We start from the raw sequence: 18769 nt of genomic DNA, 5'->3' as shown, positions 1-18769 counted from the left end.
CGAGTCCGTGATGCAGTTCCTTCTCGCGTTCATCGTCGTCGGCCCGCTCGTCGGGGCCGCCGCAGCGCTGCTGCCCGCCCCGCCCGGGCTGCGCGGCAGGAGCCCGGACCAGGCGGTCCTGCGGCACGGCGTGACCGTCACCGGCGCGATCCTCGCCGCGGCGATCGTGCTGGCCCTCGGCTTCGACCACGACCACCCGTCGAAGATGCAGGCCACGACGGACATCAGCTGGATCGCGGCACTCGATGTGCGGATCCACTTCGGCATCGACGGCATTTCCCTCCCCCTCTTGGTCCTTACGGCGCTGCTGACCTTCCTGTGCGCGCTGTACAGCTACTTCAAGATGCCCGCGGGCCCTTCCCCGAAGGCCTTCGTCGCACTGCTGCTCGTCCTCGAATCCGGGACCCTCGCGACCTTCGCCGTCCTCGACCTGCTGCTCTTCTTCCTGGCCTTCGAGATGGTGCTCATCCCGATGTACTTCCTCATCGCCCGCTGGGGTGGTGAGGCGCGGCAGGCCGCCGCCTGGAAGTTCATCCTCTACACGCTGCTCGGCTCGGTCGTCATGCTGCTCGGCCTGCTGCTCATCGGGCTGAAGACCGGCACATTCGACATGGTGGCACTCGCCACTGACAACGGCCGTGGGCTGACCGCATCCACGCAGGTCATCGCCGTTTTGGCGATCGGTCTCGGGCTGGCCGTCAAGACTCCGATGTGGCCGCTGCACAGCTGGCTCCCGGACGCGCACACCGCCGCTCCGACCGTTGGCTCCGTCCTCCTCGCCGGCGTACTGCTGAAGATGGGTACGTACGGATTTGTCCGCATCGTGCTGCCCATCACGCCGGACGGCATGCAGACCTTCGCGCCGTACCTCGCCGCCTTCGCCGTCGCCGGCATCATCTACGGATCCCTCGCCTGCCTCGCCCTCGCCAAGCAGGGCGCGGGCGGCGACCTCAAGCGCCTGATCGCGTACTCCTCCGTCGGCCACATGGGCTTCGTACTCCTCGGCATCGCGACGATGACTCCCACCGGCGTGAACGGCGCGCTCTTCGCCAACATCGCCCACGGCCTCATCACCGGCCTGCTCTTCTTCCTGGTCGGAGCGCTCAAGGACCGTTACGGCACCGCCGACCTCGACACCCTCGCCGGCGCCACCGGAGCGGCCCTCTACGGCCGTGCCCCCCGCCTCGGCGGTCTCCTCGCCTTCGCCGCCGTAGCCTCCCTCGGCCTCCCCGGCCTCGCCGGATTCTGGGGCGAGATGCTCGCGCTGTTCGGCGCGTTCGACCCCGCCGAGGGACTGAGCCGTCCCGCCTTCCTCACCTTCATGGCGATCGCCGGCTTCGGCACCCTGCTAACCGCCGCGTACCTGCTCATCGTCGTGCGCCGCGTCTGCATGGGCGCGCTGCGGCACGAGGAGGAGCCGGACGCGAAACCACTCGCTGACGTCCAGACGTACGAATTCGCCGCCTGGACCCCGCTCGTTGCCCTCACCGTCCTCGCCGGACTGTGGCCCGCGGTCCTCCTCGGCCTCACCGACCCGGCCGTGCAGAAGCTCCTCGCAGGAGGCAAGTCGTGACCGTGGCAGCCGACAGCGTCACCAGCCTCGTCCAGTCCGTCGACTGGCTCACGATCGCGCCGCCCACCATCACCGCGGTGGTCGCCCTGATCGTGCTGGTCGCCGATCTGTTCGTACCTGAGCGGCGCAAGCGGCTGCTGGGCGCCGTCGCGATCGCCGGTCTCGTGGCCGCGCTCATCACTCTGGTGCCGCTGCGCAAGGGCAACCGCGCGACGTTGTGCCTCACGACGGACGCCGACGCCTGCAGCTACACCGCCGATCACTTCACCCTGGTGATCCAGCTGCTGGTGCTCGGCGGCGCACTGCTGACTGCCCTGCTCTCGCTCCACGACACCCGCAAGAAGCTCCCGGCAGGGGAATTCTGGTTCCTGCTGCTCTCTTCCGCGGCCGGCGCGGCCCTGCTGCCGGCCTCGCGCGACCTGGCCACCCTCGTCGTCGCCCTCGAAGTCGCATCGCTGCCCGCGTTCGCGCTCGTCGGCCTCAGGCGTGGCGACCGGCTCTCCAGCGAAGCAGCCCTGAAGTTCTTCCTCTCCTCGGTCGCCGCGACCGCCGTGATGCTGCTCGGCGTCAGCTTCGTGTACGCCACGACGGGCACCCTGCACCTCACTCAGATCGCCGCCGACCTCGACAAGGTCCCTGGCCAGCTCGACACGCTCGCCAAGGCGGGCGTGGCGCTGACCCTCGTCGGCTTCGCGTTCAAGACGGCCGCGGTCCCCTTCCACTTCTGGGTCCCCGACACCTATGTGGGCGCACCGCTGCCCATCGCCGCGTACCTGTCCGTCGTCGGAAAGGCGGTCGGTTTCTCCGGCCTCATCCTGGTGACCGTCATCGCCTTCCCCGGATACGCGAACGTCTGGGGACCGGCGATCGCCGTTCTCGCCGGTCTCACCATGACCGCGGGCAATGTCGCGGCGTTGCGCCAGTCGGCCACGCGCGCGTGGAGCGCGGTACGCCTCCTCGCGTGGTCCTCCGTGGCGCAGGCCGGCTACCTCTTGGTGCCGATCGCGGCCGCCGCGTACTCCAGCGACGACCAGATCGGCGCCACCGTCGCGTACGCCCTCATGTACGCGGTCGTGAACCTGGGTGCCTTCGCGGTGGCGGCGCTCGTCGCCCGTACGCACCCGCTCAACCGGATCTCCGACTACCGCGGTCTCTACACCACCCGCCCGCTCACCGCCCTCGCGATGGGCTTCTTCCTGCTCTGCCTGGCCGGTCTGCCGCCCGGCATCATCGGCCTGTTCGCCAAGGTGACCGTCTTCTCCTCGGCCGTCGACGCGGGCCTGGGCTGGCTGGCGGTCATCATGGGCGTCAATGTCGTGATCGCCCTGTACTACTACCTCCAGTGGACGGCAATCCTCTTCCGCGCTCCGGCGGGCGCCGAGGAGAGCGCCGATGGGGCCCAGCCGGCCAGAAAGCGCGCCCCCGCTGCGGTCACCGTGGCCATCGTCCTGACCGCCGCCGTCGGCGTCGTACTCTCCGGCTACCCCCAACTGGTGCTCCGCGTCGCGGCGAGCAGCCTGTTCTGAGCACCACCCGAACGGCCCGCTCCAAGGCCGACGGCACAAGGGAACTAGCGACCTTCGCCTGGCGTTGACCAGTACAGAAGGGTCCACTTGAGAGTGGAGACAACCACGCAAAGGGTTCCCCTGCCGCACCACTTGGAGGGCGTACCGTGCACCGCCGGCACAACAGGCTGAAGACCGCCGTACTCCTCGGGGGACTGTCCGCCCTCATCCTCGTCATCGGCAGCTTCTTCGGTCGTACGGGCCTGCTGGTAGCGCTCGTTGTGGCGCTAGGCACCAATGCGTACGCCTACTGGAACAGCGACAAGCTGGCGCTGCGGGCCATGCGCGCCCGCCCGGTCAGCGAATTCGAGGCCCCCGCGCTCTATCGCATCGTCCGTGAGCTCTCCACCGCCGCCCGTCAGCCCATGCCCCGCCTCTACATCTCGCCGACCCAGGCCCCCAATGCCTTCGCGACCGGCCGCAACCCGCGCAACGCCGCAGTGTGCTGCACCGAAGGGATCCTGCAGATCCTCAACGAGCGCGAGCTGCGCGGCGTCCTCGGCCACGAGCTGAGCCATGTCTACAACCGCGACATCCTGATCTCCTCGGTCGCCGGCGCCCTCGCCTCCGTGGTGATGTTCCTGGTGAACTTCGCCTGGCTGATCCCCATAGGCCGCTCCGACGACGATGAGGGCCCGGGTCTCCTCGGCATGCTGCTGATCATGATTCTGGGCCCGCTGGCCGCCTCCGTGATCCAGCTCGCCGTCAGCCGTTCGCGGGAGTACGAGGCCGACGCCTCGGGCGCCCAGCTCACCGGCGACCCGCTGGCCCTCGCCAGCGCCCTGCGCAAGCTCGACGCCGGTACGAAGCAGTTGCCACTGCCAGCCGAGCCGCGCCTGGAGACCGCAAGCCATATGATGATCGCGAACCCTTTCCGGCCAGGCCCGGGCCTCTCCAGGATGTTCTCGACACACCCGCCCATGGCGGAACGCATCGCCCGACTCGAGCAGATGGCAGGTCGCCGCCCATGAAGACAATCCTGAATGTCATATGGCTCATCCTGTGCGGCTTCTGGATGTTCCTCGGCTACATCTTCGCGGGGCTGCTGCTGTGCATCACGATCATCGGCATCCCGTTCGGTCTGGCCGCGTTCCGCATCGGCGTCTACGCCCTCTGGCCCTTCGGCTACACCGTGGTCGACCGGCGCGACGCGGGCGCGCCGTCCTGCGTCGGCAATGTGCTGTGGCTGATCCTCGCCGGCTGGTGGCTGGCGCTCGGCCACATCTTCACCGGCATCGCCCTGTGCATCACGATCATCGGCATCCCACTGGGCATCGCCAACTTCAAGCTGATCCCGGTCTCGCTGCTGCCCTTCGGCAAGGAGATCGTCCCCACGGACCAGCCCTTCGCCTCGCGGTAGGCGTTCGCGGATCCGCCGTTGCCGGTCCGCGAACGGTACGAACTGCTCGGCTGCGCCCCTGAGGGGGACCTGCTGAACGCCGTCTTGCAGGCCAGGTCCGAAGGGTCCGCGCCGCTGGTTTTCCTGGCCTGAATGTGCGGCTGGCCTAGCCCCGCCGCCGTACCGCGTACACCACCACTCCCACGGCCAGCACGGCCGCACCCGCGGCCACCGACAGCGTCGGCAGCGCGAAAGCCAGCACCAGACAACCCACCAGCCCGCATCCCGCCGTGCCCCGGACCGTCATCGCTCGAGACTCCGCCACTCGAACGGGTGTATCCCGATCCGAATCGGAACTCAGCGTCCACGCCGAGACGTTGGCAATTGCGTAGTACACCAGCACTCCGAACGACGAGAAGCCGATCGCCCCGCGCACGTCCGCCGTCGCGGCCACCACTGCGACGACCGCTCCCACAGCCAGCTCCGCGCGGTGCGGCACCTGGAAACGAGGGTGCACGGCGGCGAGTGCACCCGGCAGATGGCCGTCCCGGGCCATCGCCAGCGTCGTCCGGGAGACCCCGAGGATGAGCGCGAGCAACGACCCGAGCGCCGCCACCGCGGCGCCCACCCTCACCACAGGCGCCAGCCACTGCGCGCCCGCCGCCCGTACGGCATCGGCGAGCGGAGCCGTCGCCTTGCCCAACTCCCCGGCTCCCAGCACAGAAAGGACCGAGACCGCGACACACACATAGACCACCAGCGCGATGCCCAGCGCCAGCGGGACGGCGCGCGGGATCGTACGTGCCGGGTCCCGCACCTCCTCGCCCAGCGTGGCGATCCGCGCGTACCCCGCGAAAGCGAAGAACAGCAGTCCCGCCGCTTGGAGCACCCCGTCCACTGTGGCGTCCGCGCCGATATCCAGCCGCCCGAAGTCCGCCGAGCCCGACCCGAGGCAGACGACCACGACCGCAGCGAGGACCGCCAGCACGACTGCCACGATCGCCCGCGTAAGCCAAGCCGACTTCTGAACGCCCCCGTAGTTCACGGCAGTCAGCGCCACCACAGCGGCGACAGCCACCGCGTGCGCCTGCTCCGGCCACGCATACGCCCCGACCGTCAGCGCCATCGCTGCGCACGACGCGGTCTTCCCCACGACGAACGCCCAGCCCGCCAGATACCCCCAGAACTCGCCGAGCCGCTCCCGGCCGTACACATAGGTCCCGCCGGACGCCGGATAACGGGCTGCGAGCCGCGCCGACGACATGGCGTTGCAATACGCGACCACCGCGGCCAGCGCCAGTCCCAGCAGCAGCCCCGAACCGGCGGCCCGGGCCGCCGGGCCCAGTGCCACGAAGATGCCCGCCCCGACCATCGATCCGAGCCCGATCACGACGGCGTCGAACAGTCCCAGGGACCGCCGCAGTTCCTGTGTCATGTGCCGCACCCTACTGATCTCCGCAACCGCGCCCCGTGCCACCGTCGTCCTTCAGTTCAACACCGTACGAAAGGCAGGTTCACGGCATGGGCATCATCAGCTGGATCATCCTCGGGCTGCTCGCCGGAGCCATAGCCAAGATTCTGCTCCCGGGCCGCGACCCGGGCGGCCTGATCGGCACGACGCTCATAGGCGTCGCCGGCGCGTTCATCGGCGGCTGGATATCGGCACGCTACCTGGACCGGCCGATCACCAACGAGTTCTATGACGGGGCCACCTGGGCAGCGGCCATCGGCGGCTCGCTCGTGCTGCTGATCATCTACCGGATCCTGTTCGGCCACTCGCGTTCGCGCTAGCCGCCCAGCCCTGCGGGACTGCTCAGCCCGGCAGCCCGGTCTCCCGCAGGGTGATGTTCAGCCGCCCGCTGCTCATCCCCGTCGCCGGGTCGGCCGTGCCCGGGTACACCTTCGGCACCCCCGTGGTAGGCGAAGCGCGAGGGGCCTCCGAAGACGAACAGGTCCCCGGAAGCCAGCTCCACATCGGTGTACGGCCGCCCTCGTGTCTCGGTGTTCCCGAACCGGAAGACACAGGTATCGCCGATACTCAGCGACACCACCGGCGCACCGGACCGCTCCTCCTTGTCCTGGTGCATGCCCATCCGCGCCGCGCCGTCGTAGAAGTTGATCAGCGCGGTGTCGGGGGTGTACCCCTGATCGGCCCCGGCCCCGGCCCCGGCCCCGGCCCCGGCCCCGACCGCACCCATCCCCTCTGCCCCGTCCGTGCCGCCCACCTCGTACGCCGCGGCCAGCGCCGCATGCCCCAACTCCACCAGCCAGTCGGGGAATTCGGCGACCCGGGCACCGTTCACATCGTCCGCGGTGCGGCTGTACCGGTACGGCTGCCAGTGCCAGCCCACGCACACCGTCTGTACGGACATCACGCCACCGCCCGGCAGCACGGTGTGGCGGATCGGTACGGGACCGCGCGCCCAGCCGCGGCAGGCTTCGACCAGTTCCCGCTGTCGCTCGACCGGCAGCCACCCGGGCACATGCACCGCTCCCGGGGCGACCACCGCCCGCTCTCTCGGGTACAGCGCCTCGCCGCTCACGACGCCAGCGCGCCCTCGAGCCCGAGGAGCCGCTCCTTGCGCTCCAGGCCGCCCGCGTACCCCCGAAGGGTGCCGTCCGACCCGATCACCCGGTGGCAGGGCCGGACGACGAGCAGCGGATTGCGCCCGATCGCAGTGCCCACGGCCCGTACTCCCACGGCCGATGTGCCGACCCGCTCGGCAATCTCTCCATACGTCGCCGTCGCCCCGTAAGGAATCTCCTCCAGCGCCCGCCACACCCGCCGCTGGAACTCGGTTCCGCCGCCGACGTACTCGATCTCGAAGTGCGTCAGCCGGCCGCCGAAGTACGAGGTCAGCTGACTGCCGATCTCCTCGAAGGCCGCCGCGTCGCGCCGCCAGCCGTCCCGGACGACGGCCGCGCCCTTCTGGCCCGGCAGCGACAGCGAGGCGAGTGCGGTGCCGCCCTTCGCGGTGGTGGACTCCTCGCCGGCCAGCAGCAGTTCGCCCAGCGGGCTGTCGATGGTCGTGTAGACCGTCATGGCTCGTTCCCTTCCTCGCAGCGTGTCCCGCGCCGTACTTCCTGCGCCGTACCCCTACGAGTCTGCGACCCCCACTCCGCCGAAGCTGGCGGATATCGGACGTCGTATCGACGGCCCGCTGACACGGGGCGGGGGCGGGGCGGCCCAGCCGCTCCCGCCCCCGGTCCGCCCGGAGCGCCCGCCGGAATCAGCGGTAGTTCACGAACTGCAGCGCGAAGTCGAAGTCCTGCCCCTTCAGCAGCGCCTGCACGGCCTGTAGATCGTCCCGGCTCTTCGAGCTGACCCGCAGCTCCTCGCCCTGGACCTGCGCCTTGACGCCCTTCGGGCCCTCGTCGCGGATGATCTTCGCGACCTTCTTGGCGTTCTCCTGGGAGATGCCCTCCTCGATCGAGGCGAAGATCTTGTACTCCTTGCCGGACAGCTGCGGCTCGCCCGCGTCCAGCGCCTTCAGCGAGATCCCGCGCTTGACCAGCTTGGACTGAAAGACGTCGAGGATGGCGGCGACCCGCTCCTCGGAGTTCGCCTGCATAAGGATCTTCTCGCCGGACCAGGCGATCGAAGCCCCGACGTTCTTGAAGTCGTAGCGCTGAGAGATCTCCTTCGCGGCCTGGTTGAGGGCGTTGTCGACCTCCTGCCGCTCGACCTTCGAGACGATGTCGAAACTGGAGTCGGCCATGTCCTGTGGCTCCTTGTATCGGGTGCGTGGAGACGCGGCCGGAAGTCCCCCGACCGCTCCCGCAAGCCTAGCCACCCGCACCCGCCCCGAGGACTGATCAATCCAGTGGCAGAGCACCCCTGGGCATCAGGTATCGTTTACGTCGTTGCCACGGAGCTCCGCCCCACAGCGGTCACTCTCGCGGCGACATCCCATGGCGGTGTGCCCGAGTGGCCAATGGGAACGGACTGTAAATCCGTCGGCTTAGCCTACCCAGGTTCGAATCCTGGCGCCGCCACGTGATGAAGATGGCCCCTGATCTGCGGAAACGCGGGTCAGGGGCCATCTGCGTGCGGGCCCGGCCCCGATTGTCGGCGCCATCGGCGAGGCCGCCACTGCGCTCCCGCCGCCGCTCCCGGCCACTCGCTCCTTCGCTTCCCCCTCAGTCGCTTATGCGCACATGCCAAGGCCGACCCGCGAACAGCCGGCCGGTTGATGACCCGCGCCCCGCAGCCCGCCGCGTTCAGCTGGAGCACTGGCGGGGGCGGCGGCCCCGCCCGCACGTAATTCCGGCCGCGACTCCCGCCGCCGCGCAAGCTTCCGAATCCCCCTCCACCACGCCCCCCACTCAGCCCGTCTCAGTCAGCCAGCCGGAAAGCCAGCTCGACCTCCCACTTGGACATGTCCGGTTCCACCCGCGGGTCGGTCAGATACGACTCCAGTCGGCACGCCCAGCGCTCAACGCCGTCGACCACCGTCATGTCCCACTCCAGCCCCTCCCGCTCGGCCCACTCCCGAACAGCCGTGATCACCCCGAACAGCTGGTCCGGAGGGCCGACATGAGTGACCGCCACATAGCGACCCGCGGGCAGCACGGCGATCCCGATGTCCCCTTCGGGCTCAGGCATGGACACGACGGGCATGCCCGCCTCGACCTCCGACTCCGCGTTCATGTCGATGCTGTTGAAGCGGAAGAAGGGCGCGCCGGCGAACTCCGCCCCGCGGCCGGTCAGCCAGCCGATCAGTTCCGGCAACCGGTCCGCGATCGGGGCGAAGTCGTCCATCCGAACGGACCCGCGGATGAAGGCGTACAGCTGCTCCCCGCGTTCCACGATCGCGGGCTGAATCTCAGGCATGTGTTCCCTCATGACATCAAGGACCATACGGAGAGCGGAAATTCATCGGCGACCAATCCGCGAGTCAGCCGGTCAGTTTCCGGCGACGTCCTTCACCGCAACGGTCACCGGCACCGATCCGCTGATCAGTTCCAGCGTCAGCCCCGCCGTGGCCGGCGTCTCCACCAACTCAGCGAGCACCGCCGCCACATCGTCGCGCGGCACCATCCCGGGGCCCGTCGAAGCCTTCAGTTGTACGAGACCTGTGCCCGCGTCGTTCGTCAGCGTCCCCGGCCGCAGAATCGTCCAGTCGAGGCCCGACCTGGACCGTACGTCGTCGTCCGCGGCGCCCTTCGCCCGCAGATAGGCGTCGAACTCCCCGTCGCCAGGGTACTTCGCGTCGGCGCCCATCGACGACACCACGATGTACCGCCGTACGCCTGCCCGTTCGGCCGCGTCCGCGAAGAGCACTGCGGCACCGCGGTCCACTGTCTCCTTGCGGGCGATGCCGCTGCCCGGGCCCGCGCCCGCCGCGAAAACCGCCGCCCCGGCGCCCTGCAGCACCGCGGCGATCTCCTCGACCGAGGCCGACTCCAGGTCGAGTACGACCGGTTCGGCTCCGGCTTCGCACAGGTCGGCGGCCTGTTCAGGTTTGCGGATGATGCCTACGACCTCGTGCCCGCCCGCCGCGAGCAGCCGCCCCAGACGGAGTGCGATCTGACCGTGTCCTCCAGCGATGACAATGCGCATGACTACGACGGTACGTCCGAAGCGCGGAGCCCGCTCAGGGACTGACGCGTTCCCTGCTCAAGCCCGGCCTCAAGGCTCAAAGGCCCGACCTCAAGGCTCAAGCCCGGGCTCACGGCTCAAAGGCCGGGCTCGAAGCGCAAGAATCAAGACTCAAGGCTCAAGGCCCCGGATCCGGGCGCCCCTGACGCGGCAGTTCCAGAGCCACCGCGACCGCCGAGTCGCAGTACTCGCGTACCGCGCTCGTCCGCGCCACCACCCGCCCGCGATGGATCACGATCCTGCTGTACGCCAGCGACAGCGCCGCCGAAATCCGCTCGCCACGCACCGCCAGCAGCTCCGCGGGGAAACCGGCCTCCACCCGCACCTCGGGCAGCCCCATCGCCTCCCGCGCCGCCCCGGCCACCGACCCGTACGCGTCCTTCGCCCGCATCCCGCCCTGCGAGGCCAGCAGGTACGCCGCTTCCAGCGGATCGCCGCGCCCCACCGGATTCGATACGTCCCGCAGCGCCCCGCTGCCCGCCGCGACCCGCACCCCCGCCGCGCGCAGCAGACGCACCGGCGCGTTGCCCCGGAGTTCCACCGCCCCGCAGCCGCCCTGCGGCACGCAGACCACCGTCACGCCGGCCGCCGCGAGCTGGTCCGCGGCCCTTGAGGCCACCTCGCGCGGCAGCCGGGCGAGCCCCGCGCACGGACCGATCACCACCCCGGACCGCAGCCCGCCCGCCATCGCCGCCAGCCGTGCGAGCCGCGCAGGGTCGTCACCGTGCGTGTGCAGATCGACCGGGCAGCCGTGCTCGGCCGCGACCTCCAGCACCGCTTCCGTGTACCCGGTCGGATCCGGGTCGGCGTCCGGGCATCCGCCCACCACCCCCGCGCCCATCTTCACCGCGTCCCGCAGCATCGCCAGACCGTCCGCCCCCGCGACGCCCGTCAGCAGCCGGGGCACGGCCACAGCCGTCAGATCGGCGAGCCCGCGCAGCGAGCGCCGCGCCTGCAGGACCGCCTCCAGCGGGCCGAGCCCCTGCACATCCCCGATCCGTACGTGCGAACGCAGCGCAGTCGCCCCATGGCCGAGCTGCAGCAGCGCGGCCTCGGTGGTGCGCCGCTGGACGTCCTCGGTGTCGTACGAGACGGGCCCGGGGGAGTCGGCGGTGAGCGCGGTGTCGCCGTGGGCGTGCGGTTCGGCGGGGGCAGGGAGCAGCAGATAGCCGCTCAGATCCACTCGGGTGGAGCGCGGGGTGAGGCTGCCCGCGGTGCCGACAGCCTCGATGCGGCCGCCGCTGAGCCGTACGTCGACGGTGCGGCCGTCCGTGAGCCGGGCGCCGCAGAGCAGCAGCGCAGTGGTGTCCGCGGTGGCGCCGTCGGGTGGCTGCGGCTGGCTGTCGGGCATCGCGCTCCTGGGTGGGGCGGTGGGGCTCGGGCGGCGCGACGGGGGGCAAGATCACGCGGCGTGGGTCGAGCCTAGGGGCGCACCGAGCGCGCTTCGAGGAGGAGCGCAATAGTCGTACCGGTGTGGCCACGAGTGGCGTACGGGACGGGCGAGGTGGAGGCCATGAGGGGAACGAGAAACGGATTTGGGCGATCGGCGACCGACCGTGTAATGTCTTCATCGCTCGCCCCAATAGCTCAGTCGGTAGAGCGTCTCCATGGTAAGGAGAAGGTCTACGGTTCGATTCCGTATTGGGGCTCTGATGTCGGAGATCCTCACCTCCGGGTGAGGGGATCCGATATCGCAGCGGTGTAGCTCAGTCGGTAGAGCAAGCGGCTCATAATCGCTGTGTCACCGGTTCAAGTCCGGTCACCGCTACACACAGTAGCCGATTGTGGGGTCGGTCCTCCGGTCGGCTACTCTCTTATGCGTTCATCCGTCCATCCGTCCGTCCAAGGAGCACTCACGTGGCTGCCACCGACGTCCGCCCGAAGATCACGCTGGCCTGCGTGGAGTGCAAGGAGCGGAACTACATCACCAAGAAGAACCGGCGCAACAACCCGGACCGTCTTGAGATGAAGAAGCACTGCCCGCGCTGCAACTCGCACACGGCGCACCGCGAAACGCGCTGAATCAGGCTCGTATACGAGGCCGTCCCCACTGGGGGCGGCCTCGTGTCGTTTGTAGTGGTCAATCCATCAGCTTGTGGTCAATCCATCAGGAGGGAGCCAGTCCATGGCGCTCGACCAGTCCTTCGTCGGGCGGACCTATCCGCCCACCTCGCCCTATGAGGTCGGCCGGGAGAAGATCCGTGAGTTCGCCGAGGCGGTGGGTGACGCCAATGCCGCGTATACCGACCCGGAAGCCGCCAAGGCGCTCGGCCACTCCGATGTGATCGCTCCGCCGACTTTCGCCTTTGCGATCACTTTCAAGGCGGCGGAACAGGTCATTCAGGATCCGCAGTTGGGGCTGGACTACGACCGCGTGGTGCACCGCGACCAGAAGTTCGCGTACACGCGGCCGGTGCGGGCAGGGGACCGGCTGACGGTCACCTCGACCATCGAGACGATCAAGTCCCTTGCGGGCAACGACGTCGTGGACATCCGCGGCGAGGTGCACGACGAGGCCGGCGAGCATGTCGTGACCGCGTGGACCAAGCTGGTGGCGCGCGCCGCCGAGGAGGCGTGATGACGGCGAAGATCTCTTACGCGGACGTCGAGGTCGGCACCGAGCTGCCGACGCAGAGCTTCCCCGTCAGCCGGGCCGCGCTGGTGCAGTACGCGGGCGCCTCGGGCGACTTCAATCCGATCCACTGGAACGAGAAGTTCGCCACGGAGGTCGGACTTCCCGACGTGATCGCACACGGCATGTTCACCATGGCCGAGGCGGTCCGCGTGGTGACCGACTGGGTCGGCGACCCGGGTGCGGTCGTCGAGTACGGAGTGCGCTTCACCAAGCCCGTCGTCGTGCCGAACGACGAGAAGGGCGCGCTGATCGAGGTTAGCGGCAAGGTCGCGGTGAAGCTGGACGACAACCTGGTGCGGGTCGACCTGACGGCGACGAGCGCTGGGGAGAAGGTTCTCGGGATGTCCCGAGCCGTCGTGCGGCTCGCCTGAGCGATACGGCGACGATGTAAGGGGCACCCCCTCAATGCGGGGTGCCCCTTACTCGTTCCTGGCCCCTTGACTTCATTAGTGATTGGACACTAACTTAGCTTCATGGCCAGGATGAGTGCAGAGGAGCGACGCGAGAGCGTCATCCGCGCCGCGATCACCGAATTCGCGCACGGCGGCTACAACGGCACCTCCACCGAGGTGATCGCCAAGCGGGTCGGCGTGTCGCAGCCGTACCTCTTCCGTCTCTTCAAGAACAAGCGGGAGCTGTTCCTGGCCGCGGCACTCCGCTGTCTGGAGGAGACCCCCAAGGCATTTGCCGACGCCCTGGAGCGGCGTCCCGACAGTTCGCCGATGGAGGCGATGGCTGCCGCGTACATGCGGCTCATCGACGACAGCGACAAGCTGCTGATGCAGATGCAGACGTATGTCGCGGTGGCCTCCGCCGACGCGGCCGGGGACCACGAGTTCGGTGAACGGATCAGGGCCGGCTGGGCCGAGGTCTGGGACCAGGCTCAGGTCGCCTTCGCCGGGGACTCGAAGCAGACGACCGACTTCCTCGGCTGCGGCATGCTGATCAACGTTCTGGTGGCGCTGGGCTTCCCGGAGGAACACCGGGTGTGGTCCGGACTCAACATGTCGGACATCAAGGTCGCTTCGGACGCCAAGGTCGCGTCAGGCGCCAAGGTCACGTCAGGCGTTGAGGCCGCGTCGGACGTCAAGGTTCCGCGCTAGTCGCACCAACCGCCCCTTTCTCGGGGTGAGTTGCGCCGATGAAAGTTAGTCATTAATAACTAACCCTCTGGGGGAGCAATGAACCAGCAAGCAGGCCGCCGCTCCAGCGCCGCCTGGGCCCTCGTCATCACCAGTGTCGCCGGCTTTATGGCGGCTCTCGACAATCTCGTCGTCACCACCGCCCTCCCCTCCATTCGCGAGGACCTCGGGGGCGCGCTGGAGGACCTCGAGTGGACGGTGAGCGCATACACCCTCACCTTCGCCGTCCTGCTGATGCTCGGCGCCGCCCTTGGCGATCGCTTCGGCCGCCGCAGGCTCTTCATAGCGGGCCTGGCGATCTTCACCGGAGCATCCGCAGCAGCCGCCCTCGCGCCCGGTATCGACGCCCTCATCGCGGCCCGCGCCGTCCAGGGCGTCGGCGCCGCGGTCATGATGCCGCTCACCCTGACCCTGCTCACCGCGGCCGTCCCCGTCGCCCGCCGTGGCGCGGCACTCGGCATCTTCAGCGCCGTCATCGGCCTCGCCGTCGCCAGTGGACCCCTCATCGGCGGCAGTCTCACCGAGCACATCTCCTGGCAGTGGATCTTCTGGCTGAACGTTCCGATCGGCCTTGTTCTGCTGCCGCTGGCCCGGCTGCGCCTGGACGAGTCGTACGCCCCCAACGCCCGGCTCGACGTCCCAGGCACCCTGCTCGTCAGTGGTGGCCTCTTTGGCATCGTCTACGCCCTGGTCAACGGCCAGGCCGACGGCTGGACCAGCACCCCGATCCTGGCCGGTCTGATCGTGGGCACAGCGCTCGTCCTCGCTTTCGTCCGCCACGGGATCACCAGTAAGAACCCCATGCTCCCCATGCGGCTCTTCCGCGACCGCGCCTTCTTCGGGATCAATGTCGCGAGCCTGCTGATGTTCCTTGGGATGTTCGGCTCGATCTTCCTGCTCAGCCAGTTCCTGCAGGGCGTCGCCGGCTATTCGCCCACCGAGGCGGGCCTGCGGATGCTCCCCTGGACGGGCATGCCGCTGATCGTCGCGCCCATCGCCGGCTACCTCTCCGACAAGATCGGCGGCCGTCCGGTCGTCGCCACCGGCCTCGCCCTCCAGGCGGTCGGACTCGGGCTCTTCGCCATCGTCCTGGAGCCGGGTGTCTCGTACGCGGCCCAGCTCCCCGGCCTGATCCTCGGTGGCGTCGGTATGGCGCTGTACTTCGCCCCCGCGGCCAGCGTGGTCATGTCCAGCGTCCGTCCTGCCGAGCAGGGCATCGCCTCCGGCGCCAACAACGCCCTGCGCGAGGTCGGCGGAGCCCTCGGCGTCGCTGTCCTGGGCGCGGTCTTCGCCGCCCAGGGCGGCTACGAGACCCCCGACGCCTTCACCGACGGCACCGTCCCGGCGCTCTGGATCGGCGCGGGAGCAGTAGCCCTCGCGGCGCTGGTCGCGCTGCTGATCCCGGGCCGCCGCCGCACCGCCCTGGCGGGGACGGAGGAGGCGGCCGCGACCGCCGATGAGCGCGCGCCCGTCGCCGTGTGACAGCCGTCTCACGGCGGCCGTATCGCAGCCCGAATAGCAGCCCTGTCGCAGCCGTACGACAGCATGTGTACGCATGCGGTCCGTGGCCCCGCCCGAGCGGCGGGGCCACGGACCGTACCCTTGTCCCCGTGCAGGAACTCCACGACGCCCCCCTCGCCCCCCTGACCACCTTCCGGCTCGGCGGCCCCGCGACCCGCCTCGTCACGGCGACCACCGACGACGAGGTGATCGCCGCCGTACGTGAGGCGGACGCCACCGGCACCCCGCTGCTGATCATCGGCGGCGGCAGCAATCTGGTCATCGGCGACAAGGGTTTCGACGGCACCGCGCTCCGCATCGCCACCCGCGGCTTCGAACTGTCCGGCACAAAACTCGAGTTGGCGGCCGGCGAGGTCTGGACGGACGCCGTCGCCCGCACCGTCGAGGCGGGCCTCGCGGGCATCGAGTGCCTTGCCGGCATCCCCGGCTCGGCCGGTGCGACCCCGATCCAGAATGTCGGCGCGTACGGCCAGGAAGTGTCCAGCACCATCACCGAGGTCGTCGCATACGACCGCCGCACCGGCGAGACGGTCACCGTGCCGAACGCCGAGTGCGCTTTCTCGTACCGCCACAGCCGCTTCAAGCAGCACCCGGAGCGCTATGTCGTCCTGCGCGTGCGCTTCGATCTTGAGGACGCGGACGGCCTCTCCGCCCCCCTCAAGTACGCCGAGACGGCCCGCGCCCTCGGCGTCGAGGCGGGCGACCGCGTCCCGGCCGCCGCGGCGCGCGAGACCGTACTGAAGCTCCGCGCCGGCAAAGGCATGGTGCTGGACCCCGAGGACCACGACACCTGGTCCGCAGGGTCCTTCTTCACCAACCCGATCCTGACGGCCGGGGAGTACGAGTCCTTCCTCGCCCGGGTCCGTGACCGGCTCGGCGAGGACGTCGCGCCGCCCGCCTTCGCGGCGGGGGACGGCCGCACCAAGACGTCGGCGGCCTGGCTGATCGACAAGGCGGGCTTCACCAAGGGGTACGGCACGGGCCCGGCCCGTATCTCCACCAAGCACACCCTCGCCCTGACCAACCGTGGCGAAGCCACCACCGAGGACCTGCTGGCCCTGGCCCGCGAGGTCGTGGCGGGCGTGCGCGAGGCGTTCGGCGTCACGCTGGTCAATGAGCCGGTGACCGTCGGCGTCAGTCTCTGAGCCAGTTCCTGAATCAGTCCCCGAATCAGTAATCGGTCCCAGACTCGGTCCCTGACCGGCCTCCGGGATTCGATGGAACCTGCCGGGCTCCCCAGGTTGTCGAGTGGGTGACAGGGTCTTCGGACCACTCACCGCTCGGGGGGAGCGCCGGTGCGTCAGGGCAGCTCGGCTCGCGATTCGGAGTTCGCGGACTTCGTGACGGCGTCACATGTGTCGCTGCTGCGGACCGCTCGTCTGCTGACGGGTGATCCGCACATGGCCGAGGATCTCGTGCAGGCCGCGCTGATACGGGTCTATCAGCGGTGGGGTCGCTCGGCCGGCTGGGAGTCGCCGCAGGCGTACGCCCGCAAGGTGGTCGTCAACCTCTACGCGACCTGGCGTCGGCGCCGCTGGCACACCGAATTCGTCCACCCCGGAGCGGACCGCGCCGGGGACGGCCCCGACATGGCTGGGAGCGCCGAGGCGCGGCTGGAACTGGGCCGTGCGCTCGCCGGCCTGCCCCGTGCCCAGCGTGCCGCGGTGGTGCTCCGCTTCTACGAGGACCTGTCGGTGGAACAGACGGCCGAGCTGCTCGGCTGTTCGCCCGGGACGGTCAAGAGCCGTACCAACAGGGCCTTGGAGCGGCTGCGCGCTGCGGGCGCGCTCGCCGGTTATGCGGGAAGGGGCACGCGGTGAGCGACGACGAAGAGGTGTTGAGGCGGGGTCTGCGGGACCTGGCCGAGCTGGACGGCCCGCCTGGGGGTCTGACGGCGGTGGAGACGTTCCTGGCGAAGGGCCGCCGCGCTCGCCACCGCCGCCGGTCCCTGGCGGTGTGTGGTGCGGTGGTGCTGGTCGCGGGCGGATCGGCGCTGGGCGTGCGGTGGACGGAGACGGATACGGGACCTGCTCCCAATCCGCCGCCGCTGGCCTCGAAGGGGCCACACCTGAGCCGCGGGACGTACGAGCCGCAGCCACCGTCGGAGGCAGGTGGTCCCCTGGACACCGGGCCCGCAAAGCCGAGTACAGGGACGCGCTACCGGTACGACCTGTCGGCCGTCTGCGACCTGAAATACGCCGTCTTCGGCGGCCGCGTGTGGGAACGCAGCGAGGGCAGGACCCAGTTCACGTTCAGCTGGGCGTCGGATCGCCTCCACGGCTACATGCGTTGGTCGGACGGACAACGGACCCGGGCGGAGGTGGACACGGCCACCTTCGAGACCGACTCGCCCGCGACGCCCGTTCTGACCTACCACCCCCTGTCCGGCGAAGCGCCGCCCTGCCTCGCCCAGGAGCCGGAGCGAAGGTTCTCCGATGCTCCGGCGGCCACGCTCGGCCCGAAGGACCCGCACATCGGCACCAGGTACGTATACGACATGACCAAGGACTGCGACATGCGCTACGCCGAATTCGGCGGCCGGCTCTGGAGGGCCGAAGGCCCAGGCGCGCCGGCAAGCATGATTTCGTTCGTCGACGGCCTGCCCATCCCCGCGCACATGACCCTGGTGTCAAAGGACACGGCCCTCCTGGAGCTGCCGGGTCCGCCGAAGACAACCAAGATCGCTTACCACCTCGTGGAGCGTCGTGCCGACGACTGCCCCAAGCCCGCCACCGACTAGTACGCCACCAACTAGTACGCCACTCCCACCGCCTGCTTCAGCGTCGCCGCGTCATCCACCATCGCCAGCATCGCGTGCGCCACATCCGCCCGCCCGATCTTCGACCCGCCCCGCAGATTCGCCCCCACTGCCGTCCGGTACACCCCTGTCACCGGCGCATCCACCAGCTTCGGAGGCCGCACCGACGTCCAGTCGGTTGCGCTATTGCGGAGCTGCGCCTCCATCGTCCGCAGGTCGTCGTAGTGCTTGCGCAGGATCCGCGAGATCAGCGGCGTCCCGATGTAGCGCAGGAGGAATGTCTCGTTCTCCGGTACGGGCCCGAGCGGCGCGGCGCTCACCACCAGGAAGCGGCGCACCCCCTCCGCGTCCAGCGCCCGAAGGATCACGCGCGTCAGGCCCGACGCGATGCCCACCTGCTTCATCGTGCGCGGGCCGAGCCCCGAGAACACCGCGTCCCGGCCCGCCACGGCCGGCCTCAGCGCCTCCGGGTCGTCGAGGCCGGCCGTGACGATCTCCAGGCCCTCGCCCTTCACCGTCAGCCGTGCCGGGTTCCGCACCACCGCCGTCACCTCGTGCCCCGCCGCCAGCGCCTGGCGGACGATCTCCTGGCCGATCCCGCCGGTCGCACCGAAAACTGTGAACTTCATGGCGC

The 18769-nt window shown here is 69.7% G+C and carries 21 protein-coding genes and 3 tRNA genes; 16 read left to right on the top strand and 8 right to left on the bottom strand.

Annotated features, from left to right (window positions below; all coding sequences use genetic code 11):
- The first annotated feature begins 10 nt into the window (after positions 1-10).
- The 4 genes from QFZ67_RS15720 (at position 11) to QFZ67_RS15705 (ending at position 4498) form a co-directional block, all read left to right on the top strand.
- Entirely contained in the window at positions 11-1573 is a 1563-nt protein-coding gene (locus QFZ67_RS15720) for an NADH-quinone oxidoreductase subunit M (RefSeq protein ID WP_307665859.1), read from the top strand.
- On the top strand, positions 1570-3099 hold the full coding sequence (locus QFZ67_RS15715; protein WP_307661716.1) for an NADH-quinone oxidoreductase subunit N: 1530 nt from the start codon (positions 1570-1572) through the stop codon (positions 3097-3099). Before QFZ67_RS15720 ends, QFZ67_RS15715 begins: the two co-directional genes overlap by 4 nt.
- A gap of 146 nt (positions 3100-3245) precedes the next feature.
- On the top strand, positions 3246-4109 hold the full coding sequence (gene htpX / locus QFZ67_RS15710) for a zinc metalloprotease HtpX (protein ID WP_307661715.1): 864 nt from the start codon (positions 3246-3248) through the stop codon (positions 4107-4109).
- Positions 4106-4498, top strand: a complete 393-nt coding sequence (locus QFZ67_RS15705; protein WP_307661714.1) for a YccF domain-containing protein — start codon at positions 4106-4108, stop codon at positions 4496-4498. Before htpX ends, QFZ67_RS15705 begins: the two co-directional genes overlap by 4 nt.
- Before the next feature lie 145 nt (positions 4499-4643).
- On the opposite strand, the gene QFZ67_RS15700 is transcribed toward QFZ67_RS15705, so the two are convergent.
- On the bottom strand, positions 4644-5912 hold the full coding sequence (locus QFZ67_RS15700) for an APC family permease (RefSeq protein WP_307661713.1): 1269 nt from the start codon (positions 5910-5912) through the stop codon (positions 4644-4646).
- A gap of 86 nt (positions 5913-5998) precedes the next feature.
- On the opposite strand from QFZ67_RS15700, the gene QFZ67_RS15695 reads away from it, so the two are divergent.
- Positions 5999-6268, top strand: coding sequence for a GlsB/YeaQ/YmgE family stress response membrane protein (locus QFZ67_RS15695; RefSeq protein WP_307661712.1), 270 nt, complete (start codon positions 5999-6001; stop codon positions 6266-6268).
- Here QFZ67_RS15695 and QFZ67_RS15690 read toward each other — a convergent pair.
- From QFZ67_RS15690 to QFZ67_RS15680, 3 genes are all read right to left on the bottom strand, one after another.
- On the bottom strand, positions 6265-7020 hold the full coding sequence (locus tag QFZ67_RS15690; RefSeq protein WP_373430052.1) for an alpha-ketoglutarate-dependent dioxygenase AlkB: 756 nt from the start codon (positions 7018-7020) through the stop codon (positions 6265-6267). The two genes, QFZ67_RS15695 and QFZ67_RS15690, sit on opposite strands and share 4 nt — an antisense overlap.
- The gene (locus tag QFZ67_RS15685; protein WP_307661711.1) at positions 7017-7520 is read right to left on the bottom strand and encodes a methylated-DNA--[protein]-cysteine S-methyltransferase; all 504 of its coding nucleotides are present in this window, start codon (positions 7518-7520) and stop codon (positions 7017-7019) included. Before QFZ67_RS15685 ends, QFZ67_RS15690 begins: the two co-directional genes overlap by 4 nt.
- A 187-nt stretch (positions 7521-7707) precedes the next feature.
- Complete coding sequence (locus tag QFZ67_RS15680; RefSeq protein ID WP_307661710.1) at positions 7708-8196, bottom strand: YajQ family cyclic di-GMP-binding protein; 489 nt, start codon at positions 8194-8196, stop codon at positions 7708-7710.
- 195 nt (positions 8197-8391) lie between these two features.
- On the opposite strand from QFZ67_RS15680, the gene QFZ67_RS15675 reads away from it, so the two are divergent.
- A tRNA-Tyr gene (locus QFZ67_RS15675) sits at positions 8392-8473 on the top strand.
- 340 nt (positions 8474-8813) lie between these two features.
- On the opposite strand, the gene QFZ67_RS15670 is transcribed toward QFZ67_RS15675, so the two are convergent.
- The 3 genes from QFZ67_RS15670 to QFZ67_RS15660 all read right to left on the bottom strand — a co-directional run bounded on the left by QFZ67_RS15670 (position 8814) and on the right by QFZ67_RS15660 (position 11430).
- Positions 8814-9311 (bottom strand): GyrI-like domain-containing protein, encoded by a 498-nt coding sequence (locus QFZ67_RS15670; protein WP_307661709.1) that lies wholly within the window; start codon positions 9309-9311, stop codon positions 8814-8816.
- Between the two features lie 72 nt (positions 9312-9383).
- Complete coding sequence (locus QFZ67_RS15665) at positions 9384-10040, bottom strand: SDR family oxidoreductase (RefSeq protein WP_307661708.1); 657 nt, start codon at positions 10038-10040, stop codon at positions 9384-9386.
- 157 nt (positions 10041-10197) lie between these two features.
- Positions 10198-11430: an amidohydrolase family protein gene (locus tag QFZ67_RS15660; RefSeq protein ID WP_307661707.1), complete on the bottom strand. Its 1233-nt coding sequence runs from the start codon at positions 11428-11430 to the stop codon at positions 10198-10200.
- 225 nt (positions 11431-11655) lie between these two features.
- On the opposite strand from QFZ67_RS15660, the gene QFZ67_RS15655 reads away from it, so the two are divergent.
- From QFZ67_RS15655 to QFZ67_RS15610, 10 genes are all read left to right on the top strand, one after another.
- Positions 11656-11728: transfer RNA gene (locus tag QFZ67_RS15655), tRNA-Thr, on the top strand.
- A gap of 46 nt (positions 11729-11774) precedes the next feature.
- Positions 11775-11847 (top strand) — tRNA-Met (locus tag QFZ67_RS15650).
- 89 nt (positions 11848-11936) lie between these two features.
- The gene (gene rpmG, locus QFZ67_RS15645; RefSeq protein ID WP_003956487.1) at positions 11937-12101 is read left to right on the top strand and encodes a 50S ribosomal protein L33; all 165 of its coding nucleotides are present in this window, start codon (positions 11937-11939) and stop codon (positions 12099-12101) included.
- Positions 12102-12204: 103 nt separating this feature from the next.
- The gene (locus QFZ67_RS15640; protein WP_307661706.1) at positions 12205-12657 is read left to right on the top strand and encodes a MaoC family dehydratase N-terminal domain-containing protein; all 453 of its coding nucleotides are present in this window, start codon (positions 12205-12207) and stop codon (positions 12655-12657) included.
- Positions 12657-13085 carry a MaoC family dehydratase gene (locus QFZ67_RS15635; RefSeq protein ID WP_307661705.1) on the top strand — a complete coding sequence of 143 codons (429 nt, stop codon included), beginning with the start codon at positions 12657-12659 and terminating at the stop codon, positions 13083-13085. The genes QFZ67_RS15640 and QFZ67_RS15635 overlap by 1 nt, the downstream gene beginning before the upstream one ends.
- A gap of 102 nt (positions 13086-13187) precedes the next feature.
- The gene (locus QFZ67_RS15630; RefSeq protein WP_307661704.1) at positions 13188-13817 is read left to right on the top strand and encodes a TetR/AcrR family transcriptional regulator; all 630 of its coding nucleotides are present in this window, start codon (positions 13188-13190) and stop codon (positions 13815-13817) included.
- Between the two features lie 78 nt (positions 13818-13895).
- Positions 13896-15338 carry a DHA2 family efflux MFS transporter permease subunit gene (locus QFZ67_RS15625; protein WP_307661703.1) on the top strand — a complete coding sequence of 481 codons (1443 nt, stop codon included), beginning with the start codon at positions 13896-13898 and terminating at the stop codon, positions 15336-15338.
- A gap of 128 nt (positions 15339-15466) precedes the next feature.
- Positions 15467-16522 carry a UDP-N-acetylmuramate dehydrogenase gene (locus tag QFZ67_RS15620; RefSeq protein ID WP_307661702.1) on the top strand — a complete coding sequence of 352 codons (1056 nt, stop codon included), beginning with the start codon at positions 15467-15469 and terminating at the stop codon, positions 16520-16522.
- 150 nt (positions 16523-16672) lie between these two features.
- Positions 16673-17197 (top strand): SigE family RNA polymerase sigma factor, encoded by a 525-nt coding sequence (locus QFZ67_RS15615; RefSeq protein WP_307661701.1) that lies wholly within the window; start codon positions 16673-16675, stop codon positions 17195-17197.
- Positions 17194-18117, top strand: coding sequence for a hypothetical protein (locus QFZ67_RS15610; protein ID WP_307661700.1), 924 nt, complete (start codon positions 17194-17196; stop codon positions 18115-18117). The genes QFZ67_RS15615 and QFZ67_RS15610 overlap by 4 nt, the downstream gene beginning before the upstream one ends.
- A gap of 11 nt (positions 18118-18128) precedes the next feature.
- On the opposite strand, the gene QFZ67_RS15605 is transcribed toward QFZ67_RS15610, so the two are convergent.
- The gene (locus QFZ67_RS15605; protein WP_307661699.1) at positions 18129-18764 is read right to left on the bottom strand and encodes an NAD(P)-dependent oxidoreductase; all 636 of its coding nucleotides are present in this window, start codon (positions 18762-18764) and stop codon (positions 18129-18131) included.
- Positions 18765-18769 lie beyond the last annotated feature (5 nt).

Origin of the sequence: Streptomyces sp. V1I1 (genome assembly GCF_030817355.1) — a bacterium.
Taxonomy (GTDB): Bacteria; Actinomycetota; Actinomycetes; order Streptomycetales; family Streptomycetaceae; genus Streptomyces.
The sequence above is the reverse complement of the archived record's forward strand: the minus strand, read 5'-3'. Positions and strand labels throughout refer to the sequence as shown.

Coding starts and splice junctions, on each gene's coding strand:
- QFZ67_RS15700 (WP_307661713.1), bottom strand. CDS start 5,912: ATGACACAGGAACTGCGGCGGTCCCTGGGACTGTTCGACGCCGTCGTG.
- QFZ67_RS15685 (WP_307661711.1), bottom strand. CDS start 7,520: ATGACGGTCTACACGACCATCGACAGCCCGCTGGGCGAACTGCTGCTG.
- QFZ67_RS15670 (WP_307661709.1), bottom strand. CDS start 9,311: ATGCCTGAGATTCAGCCCGCGATCGTGGAACGCGGGGAGCAGCTGTAC.
- QFZ67_RS15720 (WP_307665859.1), top strand. CDS start 11: ATGCAGTTCCTTCTCGCGTTCATCGTCGTCGGCCCGCTCGTCGGGGCC.
- QFZ67_RS15660 (WP_307661707.1), bottom strand. CDS start 11,430: ATGCCCGACAGCCAGCCGCAGCCACCCGACGGCGCCACCGCGGACACC.
- QFZ67_RS15705 (WP_307661714.1), top strand. CDS start 4,106: ATGAAGACAATCCTGAATGTCATATGGCTCATCCTGTGCGGCTTCTGG.
- QFZ67_RS15635 (WP_307661705.1), top strand. CDS start 12,657: ATGACGGCGAAGATCTCTTACGCGGACGTCGAGGTCGGCACCGAGCTG.
- QFZ67_RS15630 (WP_307661704.1), top strand. CDS start 13,188: ATGGCCAGGATGAGTGCAGAGGAGCGACGCGAGAGCGTCATCCGCGCC.
- QFZ67_RS15680 (WP_307661710.1), bottom strand. CDS start 8,196: ATGGCCGACTCCAGTTTCGACATCGTCTCGAAGGTCGAGCGGCAGGAG.
- QFZ67_RS15605 (WP_307661699.1), bottom strand. CDS start 18,764: ATGAAGTTCACAGTTTTCGGTGCGACCGGCGGGATCGGCCAGGAGATC.
- QFZ67_RS15640 (WP_307661706.1), top strand. CDS start 12,205: ATGGCGCTCGACCAGTCCTTCGTCGGGCGGACCTATCCGCCCACCTCG.
- QFZ67_RS15665 (WP_307661708.1), bottom strand. CDS start 10,040: ATGCGCATTGTCATCGCTGGAGGACACGGTCAGATCGCACTCCGTCTG.
- QFZ67_RS15695 (WP_307661712.1), top strand. CDS start 5,999: ATGGGCATCATCAGCTGGATCATCCTCGGGCTGCTCGCCGGAGCCATA.
- QFZ67_RS15625 (WP_307661703.1), top strand. CDS start 13,896: ATGAACCAGCAAGCAGGCCGCCGCTCCAGCGCCGCCTGGGCCCTCGTC.